The sequence below is a fragment of the Sphingobacterium sp. 1.A.4 genome, from assembly GCF_002734245.1.
In the GTDB taxonomy this organism is placed as follows: domain Bacteria; phylum Bacteroidota; class Bacteroidia; order Sphingobacteriales; family Sphingobacteriaceae; genus Sphingobacterium; species Sphingobacterium tenebrionis.
Window position 1 is genome coordinate 77,562 of sequence record NZ_PEAZ01000033.1, and the last position, 7,051, is coordinate 84,612.

6 protein-coding genes and 1 pseudogene are annotated in these 7,051 nt (G+C 38.7%); 2 read left to right on the forward strand and 5 right to left on the reverse strand.

The window, feature by feature from the left end; all coding sequences use genetic code 11:
• Positions 1-351: 351 nt before the first annotated feature.
• Together CRJ00_RS18755 and CRJ00_RS03030 are read right to left on the reverse strand one after the other, a co-directional pair.
• Entirely contained in the window at positions 352-522 is a 171-nt protein-coding gene (locus CRJ00_RS18755; protein ID WP_167554334.1) for a hypothetical protein, read from the reverse strand.
• A 724-nt stretch (positions 523-1,246) separates the two neighbouring features.
• Positions 1,247-1,687: pseudogene (locus CRJ00_RS03030) on the reverse strand (RNA polymerase sigma factor); the annotation flags it as partial.
• 780 nt (positions 1,688-2,467) lie between these two features.
• Between CRJ00_RS03030 and CRJ00_RS03035 the strand changes: the two are divergent.
• A complete protein-coding gene (locus CRJ00_RS03035; protein ID WP_099365410.1) occupies positions 2,468-4,483 on the forward strand; it encodes a BCCT family transporter in 2,016 nt (671 codons plus the stop codon).
• 71 nt (positions 4,484-4,554) lie between these two features.
• Here the strand turns inward: CRJ00_RS03035 and CRJ00_RS19325 are convergent, their stop codons facing one another.
• From CRJ00_RS19325 to CRJ00_RS03045, 3 genes are all read right to left on the reverse strand, one after another.
• The gene (locus tag CRJ00_RS19325) at positions 4,555-4,719 is read right to left on the reverse strand and encodes an ATP-binding protein (protein WP_367575540.1); all 165 of its coding nucleotides are present in this window, start codon (positions 4,717-4,719) and stop codon (positions 4,555-4,557) included.
• Positions 4,644-5,057, reverse strand: coding sequence for a hypothetical protein (locus CRJ00_RS19115; protein WP_257213674.1), 414 nt, complete (start codon positions 5,055-5,057; stop codon positions 4,644-4,646). The genes CRJ00_RS19325 and CRJ00_RS19115 overlap by 76 nt, the downstream gene beginning before the upstream one ends.
• A 117-nt stretch (positions 5,058-5,174) precedes the next feature.
• On the reverse strand, positions 5,175-5,492 hold the full coding sequence (locus CRJ00_RS03045) for a TFIIB-type zinc ribbon-containing protein (RefSeq protein WP_099365412.1): 318 nt from the start codon (positions 5,490-5,492) through the stop codon (positions 5,175-5,177).
• 1,216 nt (positions 5,493-6,708) lie between these two features.
• Here CRJ00_RS03045 and CRJ00_RS03055 point away from each other — a divergent pair.
• The coding region (locus tag CRJ00_RS03055) for a transposase (protein WP_144038087.1) at positions 6,709-7,051 on the forward strand (343 nt) is incomplete at its 3' end.

Consider the following 7,051-nt stretch of genomic DNA (forward strand, 5'->3'; position numbering starts at 1 on the left):
ATTTAATTTTCGCTCCAGGTCTAAAACTTCCTCAATTTAACAATTCGAGGGAAGATTTTATTTCTAATCTTTAAATTGAAATATGAATAGAAAAGCTGGCATCACCTTATTATTGATAATTGCCCTATTGGTGTTGATATTCATTGTGGGTTTTAATTTTGGCTATAAACTAATGTCCATACTAAGGTAATGAGTCCCGATAACATATAATAGTTAATTTCAGCATTATGGATAAGGAGGATAAAATACTAAGGATATGTTTGATCATCGTGTTCATAATGAGCACAATAATCGGTTATTATCTCTATAACAGGTTGTTCAGGTAATTTCCTGTATTTGGGATTAACAAAATTATGGAGTGGGCATCCTGATCTTCAATAATAATTTTTTCTTTTCTTTAGGATCTTCCTTTAGGGTCTTTTTTATAAAATTCTCGGCTTCTTGCAGTGAATAGTTCTCTTTAAACCAGAGGGCATGTCTGAAAATAAATGCGGTGAGGTCAAAATTTGATTTCGTTTCCATTTCGTTTTTATAAATTGAACACGCTCATTTTGGAACAAGTTCAGTTTTTTATAATAATACGTACTAATACCACTTATAATAGCATATCCTAAATAATGCCGCCTCTCGAGGAAACGTCTAATTCCAATTGGACATTTGCCCCCTTGGAAAGTGATCTATCCGATTTTTTTGATGATATGAGCCCCCGAGGATATAAAGTGACCTTCTTCATTTACAGAAGCATAGAACTTTATTGGTTTGATTTGGAACCAGACCTCCCATTTGGAAATGGGTACCTCTACCAAAGAACAAAATCAAAGGAAGGCTTAAGAGGATATTTAACGATGAATCTTTTTTTTCCGATGATCAAAAAATAACCAGATCAATAAATGGTAATCCTAAGGGGCAGGATATCCATATATGGATAATACTAACCGTTCTCGATTTCAATATTAAGAATAGAAGAGATCTGGTTAAAATAGAGAAAGTTTGGAAATCGTAAATACGAAATTTGGCTACAAAAATATTTTCCTTTGTTCAAACAGGGGTGTTCTATAATATAAAATGATAAATTTGATTTGGTTACAAACATTACAATTTACTTTCAATCAAACCCACCATCATTTGAAGGTGGGTTTATTTTTTGTCCGTTTCCATTAAGTAACGATTTGTAGGTCATCTTCGACAAAAAAGGCCTTATTTGTCAAAAGGTTCAACAGCTTGACAGATATGGATCTTATATCAATTATGCCTTTAAATCACCATAGCTCGAGAGGTTCATTTTTAGTAGTTTCCTTGCGGTACGGATCCGGGTTTTTACAGTCCCTTCAGGCACATTCAGATGTTCGGCTATCTCATAATACCTAAATCCTTCAAAATGCATGAGGAAAGGAGTAAGGAACTTTTCTGGAACCGTTTCCATAACCTTTTGAAAATCCTCCATGAAAAATCTGTTTTCACTTTTGTTGTTTGTTAATCTTAGTTCGGGATCATTTTCAGGATTAGCGTTTTTTATAAAATTATTCATTAAATTCTGTTTCCTGCAATCGTTCAAAAAACAACTTCTCATTATTGTATATACCCAGCCTAGAAGATTAGATCCTCTTGAATAATTTTTATGATATCTCAGGACCCTCATCAGGGTGTTCTGCAAAAGATCTTGAGCATCAGTTTCATCCTTGGTAAACCTTTTGGCGTACTACAATAGAGTCTGCGAATGAACCAGCACTTCTTTTATTATAAAATCATTGTTCATGGTTAAAACTATTTTGTAAAAAACTGTTATATCCTGAATGACAATTCGAACTGTTGGGTAGTATTGATAAGACTGGATATCAAACCTCGCGTTAAAATAACCAGTCTCATCAAACAAAAGGTTGTATATCAGATGTAAATCAAAGCGAATGCCAAATAAGGGTCTTCTTCTCGTGCTTAATACGTGATTATTCTGGTTTTATCCACGGACTAACGGGTTTTTTACCTATGGGACTGGTTAGTATTTGTTAGTACACTGCACCCTCCGACACTAAAATTAATCCTGTCGCATCATGTTGTACATTATCCATTCTTTTATCGGTATGTAGCCGACTATCTTTTTCCATATCCTTATTTTTTTCTTTTTTAATCCCGAAGAAAACATTTTTTTAAAGCTGGTCCCGTAAGGTAAAACAGGTCCTACAAGAAATGATAGGGGAAGTGTTTCTTGCAATCTAACAATAAGGTTATTTATCAGATGCCAAGGTATATGGTCCAGATATTTGAAACTCCATCATGCTTCGGAATACACCGTAATAAGGGCAAGCATGATATTTGGGGACCTGTTTATATTTGTCCCTCCCCCACCATTCCACAAAAGTGTCAACCTAGAATGGAAATTTCCAAAACCTATTGTTCGGATAACTGTTATAGAAGAATGAGGTGTTCCTTATCCAGGAATACTCTTGATTTGAACCATCGATTCGAACCCATGTCAAAATCTAGAAAAATCAATTCATCACTTAATAGCGGAGTCACTCTACCAAGTTTGATATTTATCCTTGCCGTGTGTTTGGCTTCAGCGATATTCCCAGGGAGGGTTAGCACGGTCCTGGGTGTGGTAAAGAACTTTATTTTCGTGAACCTGAATTGGGTATATGTCTGGGCAGTAACTGTCTTTGTTCTGTTCCTGCTATTCCTGATGTTCAGTAAGTACGGAGAGATCAAATTGGGGCGAAACGACAGTTCTCCGGACTATTCCTTCTTTTCCTGGATTTCTATGCTCTTCGCAGCCGGTATGGGTATAGGATTGATGTATTTTAGTGTTGCCGAACCTATGCAGCACTATTCCAATGAGATCTTTGCCAACAGCAGTTATGTCAATAGTGCTAAGAATGCACAACTGTACACTTTTTTCCATTGGGGCATCCACGCCTGGGCGATATATGGCTTGGTAGGGCTGGCACTTTCCTATTTTGCCTATAGATATAAACTTCCCCTCTCGCTGAGGAGCTGCCTCTATCCGATTCTTAAGGACAGGATACAGGGCCGCTGGGGGAACACCATCGATGTATTCGCCCTTTGCAGCACCTTTTTTGGAATAACCACCACTTTGGGTTTCGGTGTAGTCCAGATAAATTCTGGTTTGCACATACTTGGTGTAGTTCATGAGACCGGCTTCGTCTACCAGGCTTTTATTGTGTTTATCCTGGTCTCGATCTCAGTTTTTTCAGCGACCACCGGAGTGGATAAGGGCGTAAGGATCCTGAGCAACCTCAATATCGCAGTGGTTATTTTGCTGATGTTGTTCGTTCTTTTTCTTGGACCGACCGTCTATCTGATAGGTAGTTTTACAGAAGGATTGGGGAACTACATCAATAATTTCTTCAACCTGACCTTCAATACCCATGTTTATGAGGATGCATCCTTACCATGGTTCTACAATTGGACGATCCTGTATTGGGCATGGTGGATTTCATGGTCTCCTTTTGTGGGCCTCTTCATTGCGAAGATATCAAAAGGAAGGACTATTAGGGAGTTTATTGCAGCCGTACTGATCCTTCCGACCATATTCAATTTTATGTGGATGTCCGTTTTCGGCAACAGTGCCATCTGGCTGGATAACCATGTTTCTGGAGGTGCCCTGAGCGCATTGGCAAACGATCCAGATGCCCTGATGTTCAGGTTTCTGGAATATCTACCGTTTACCAAGGTCATTAGTTTTATGGTTATAGCGATCATCATGATATTCTTTGTGACCTCAGCAGATTCGGGGATGTTCGTCATGAACAGCATTGCTACCAAGAATGCCAAGGTTTCGCCGAAATGGCAGATAGCCGGATGGGGAGTGTTATTGGCCGTTTTGGCCCTATTCTTATTGAATGCAGGAGGATTGGAAGCCCTACAGAGCATGACCCTGATCACGGCACTTCCCTTTTCGATCATCATTCTAGTCATGATAGCCTGCCTTGTAAAGGCCCTGTCGATAGACAAAAAATATTATGAGCAGGAGTTTTCGGTATCTACCGTTCCATGGTCCGGAAAATTATGGAAGGACCGGTTAAGGCAGATAGTGAAAGTTGATTCCCAGAATGATATTGATTCCTATATGAGGGATATTGCCGGAAATGCGATACATGAACTCCGTAACGAATTTATCAAGAATGGGATCGAGGCTAATATAAATCAGGGCAAAGAGCCAAATTTCATTGAAATCGAGATCCGGTATGATTTGGTGAACAATTTCATCTATGGTGTACGGAGTGAGACTAAGGATTTTCCGGAATATTTCCAGAAGGAGGAAAACCTCTCGGATATGGAAGATGGGCAAGCCTACTTTCCTCTGGCCTATTTTGGTGATGCAAGGCAGGGTTATGACGTGAGGTTATTTACCAAGGACGAACTGATCGCAGATATCCTGAAGCATTATGAACGATTCGTGGCCATAATTTCGGAGGATAAAAATAAGATGTTCATCAGTAGCAATGCAAACAGGAGGATAAGGTAGTAGATCAGAATCCCCGCTTTTCATCAGGGACCAGGCTGGAAATAAGGGTTTAGATTTGGACAGCATTACCGTTATTTATCGGTGCTGGGTAGCTCGACATAAAAATTAGCGCCCTTATCAAAATTGTTCTCGTACCATATCTTACCTCCGTGGGCCTCTACTATCCATCTGCAGATAACCAGGCCCATTCCGAAGGATTCCTCCCCGTCAGTACAGGGGTTACACTTGTTGTACAAATCAAAGATCGTCCCTGATATTTGTGAAGGGATTCCTGGCCCACTATCCTTACGCTCACTAAGACTTTCGATACCTGTTTGATAGCTGTGACTTCCATTTGTGCCCCATGTGGAGCGAATTTTATGGCATTGGTTATAAGATTGCTGAATACCCTCCACAGTTGTTCATTTTGGGCCGGGATGAAAATTATATGGTCTGCTTTTAGGATTATTCTCTGGCCTTTGGCCATCGCTTTTATTTCGAGGATCTTGGTGCAATAACCTAACAGTTCACGGATGTCAAAGGTCTCTGTCGGTAATCCCTCGCCCTTGAATTGCTGGTTAAAAAGATTCTCCATCAGATTAAAATCAAAAGTCGAGGATGATTAGGATCAATAAACAGTGCTAACATTTAAACATATATAACGCTTCCATTTTAACCTCTCGCTTATTTTATCGAGTCAAACCATTCACTATCAATCAAAATCGAAAAATTCGGATAGGAATGATTTTTTCTTTTTTGGATATCTTTGTTTTCCATAATCATCTCGATGCTGTCCCTGCCAATGATCTTCATCTTTTCTGTAATATTTATCCTCCCTTTGGTCGATGGTTTGGTTTCTGTCAACGGTCTGTTGCGACTGGGGAAAGTTATCATGGTTTGCAGCATAATCGAGTAGTTTATCCAGTTCACCTTTATCCAGCCAGATTCCTCTGCAATTGGGACAGTAATCTATTTCCACACGATTCCTTTCTGCGATTAATAAAATTTCATTACAATTTGGACATTTCATAGTACATGATTTTATAATCCCAAAATAGACAACATTTAACAATAAAACGCATAAATTGAATGTAATTTTGCTTTATTTAACATCTTGTGCCAGCCAGATGTTAGAAACGTTTAAATTTCTGGGTAATGAGGATAAGGGTTTATTTGATTGAGTTTTTTTTTGAAAAGTACCTCAACAATTGCATCCTGTTTTTCCATAAGTCCACTTTTTCGTTTGAAATGGTTACCTGGTGACAAGCCGCAGACCCTATTTGAAGAGTCCAATCTTTAGTTGCAACTGACAGATTAGTCTTTTGTTTAATTGTATAGATAATAGGTTTGCATACCAGGTTTAGATCATGTCCATGATACGAGGAAATTGAGTGAACTTCAGGGGGTACTTACGGATTATTCTCAACGCTGGGGTTACTTTATCCTTGAAATAGAGGGAACTTAATTAATTTCTTACCTAGGAACGTGTTATTTCAGGGTAAACATCATTTATGTTTCCCTTACCCCACATATCAATCTCGGAATATGCACATGTCGCCTAAATAGCCCAATTGCTTAAGTTGGTTGATGGAAGTATCCTAATAACATGTTTTGTCCTTTCAACATCGTTGTTTATCCCATTAAAACTCTGGACACATTTTGCATAGCTATGGATGGGATCAGATGGTCCAATAAAGTCGTGCATTGATGGCAAGTCGACCGTTCAAGAATCTGAACTTCCAGTTTTGGTCCTTTTAATATTCAAAATGAAAAATTCAGGATTTCGATTCACTCGCACCTTTCCTAAGAGGGTATTAATTGTTCCAGATAGCAAAAGATTACTGCAGGAATGATTTTTGGAATAAATCCCAAGAAATTTTTGATTTTCTGTTTTCTATAAGGACATGTTTACGGTTTCCTTGGATGTTGTGATATAGTTGAAAGAATATTCATATTGGATACTATTGTTCTTAAATATCAAAATTGGAAATTTGGGTCAAGAATCGGGAAGAGGGCAGAGATGTTCGAAAAACTTTTATTAACTATGTGTTTATAAAAAAGTGGAATATTCAGTCTATACCCATTATAGACTTCAATAGGACCTTCCTGGGTTCAATAAATAGTGTGATGTGATGGGGCTGTCTAAAAAGGTCTCTTAAAAGAGAACCCCGTCATTAAAAAATGGCGGGGTTTTTCTGTTTTTTGTCCTCAAGATTTTGTATCTTAAGGTGCACCCAAAAAACAATATGGCAAACATACAATTCAAAGCGCTTCCATCCAATAGTCCTAGTCTTTTTCCTGAGAATATTTTAGACCGTATCCCCTTGAACCATCCTGTTCGGTTGGTGAGCCAGGTTGTTGACCAGTTGGATCTGGAACATATCATCCGTCAGTATAAAGGAGGGGGAACGACCAGTTTCCATCCCAGGATGCTCATTAAGGTACTGTTCTACGCGTATCTGAGCAATATCTATTCTTGCCGCAAGATCGAGCGCGCCCTGCACGAGAACATCCATTTCATGTGGCTTTCGGGCAACAGTACACCGGATTACCGTACGATCAATTATTTCAGGGGAAAGCGTCTTAAGG

Coding starts and splice junctions, on each gene's coding strand:
- CRJ00_RS03045 (WP_099365412.1), bottom strand. CDS start 5,492: ATGAAATGTCCAAATTGTAATGAAATTTTATTAATCGCAGAAAGGAAT.
- CRJ00_RS18755 (WP_167554334.1), bottom strand. CDS start 522: ATGGAAACGAAATCAAATTTTGACCTCACCGCATTTATTTTCAGACAT.
- CRJ00_RS19115 (WP_257213674.1), bottom strand. CDS start 5,057: ATGGAGAATCTTTTTAACCAGCAATTCAAGGGCGAGGGATTACCGACA.
- CRJ00_RS03035 (WP_099365410.1), top strand. CDS start 2,468: ATGTCAAAATCTAGAAAAATCAATTCATCACTTAATAGCGGAGTCACT.